General features: G+C 43.2%; 1 pseudogene. It reads left to right on the forward strand.

The features are described from left to right. Nucleotides 1-257: pseudogene (locus MTCD1_RS19620) on the forward strand (sulfate adenylyltransferase subunit CysN); the annotation flags it as partial.

Consider the following 257-nt stretch of genomic DNA (forward strand, 5'->3'; position numbering starts at 1 on the left):
GAAAAATTAAATGACATCACCATCGAATTTACCCCGTTATCGGCATTATTAGGTGATAACGTTGTTGATCGTTCTACGCATACACCTTGGTTTAAAGGCCGTACATTATTAGAATGTTTAGAAGCGGCTGATACATCCGATGAAACACTTGATAAGCCATTCCGCTTTCCTGTGCAATACGTGAATCGCCCGAATCTCGACTTCCGTGGTTTTGCAGGTACGATCTCTGCTGGCCAAATCAGTGTGGGAGATGAAGT

The organism is Colwellia marinimaniae (genome assembly GCF_002207865.1).
In the GTDB taxonomy this organism is placed as follows: Bacteria; Pseudomonadota; Gammaproteobacteria; order Enterobacterales; family Alteromonadaceae; genus Colwellia; species Colwellia marinimaniae.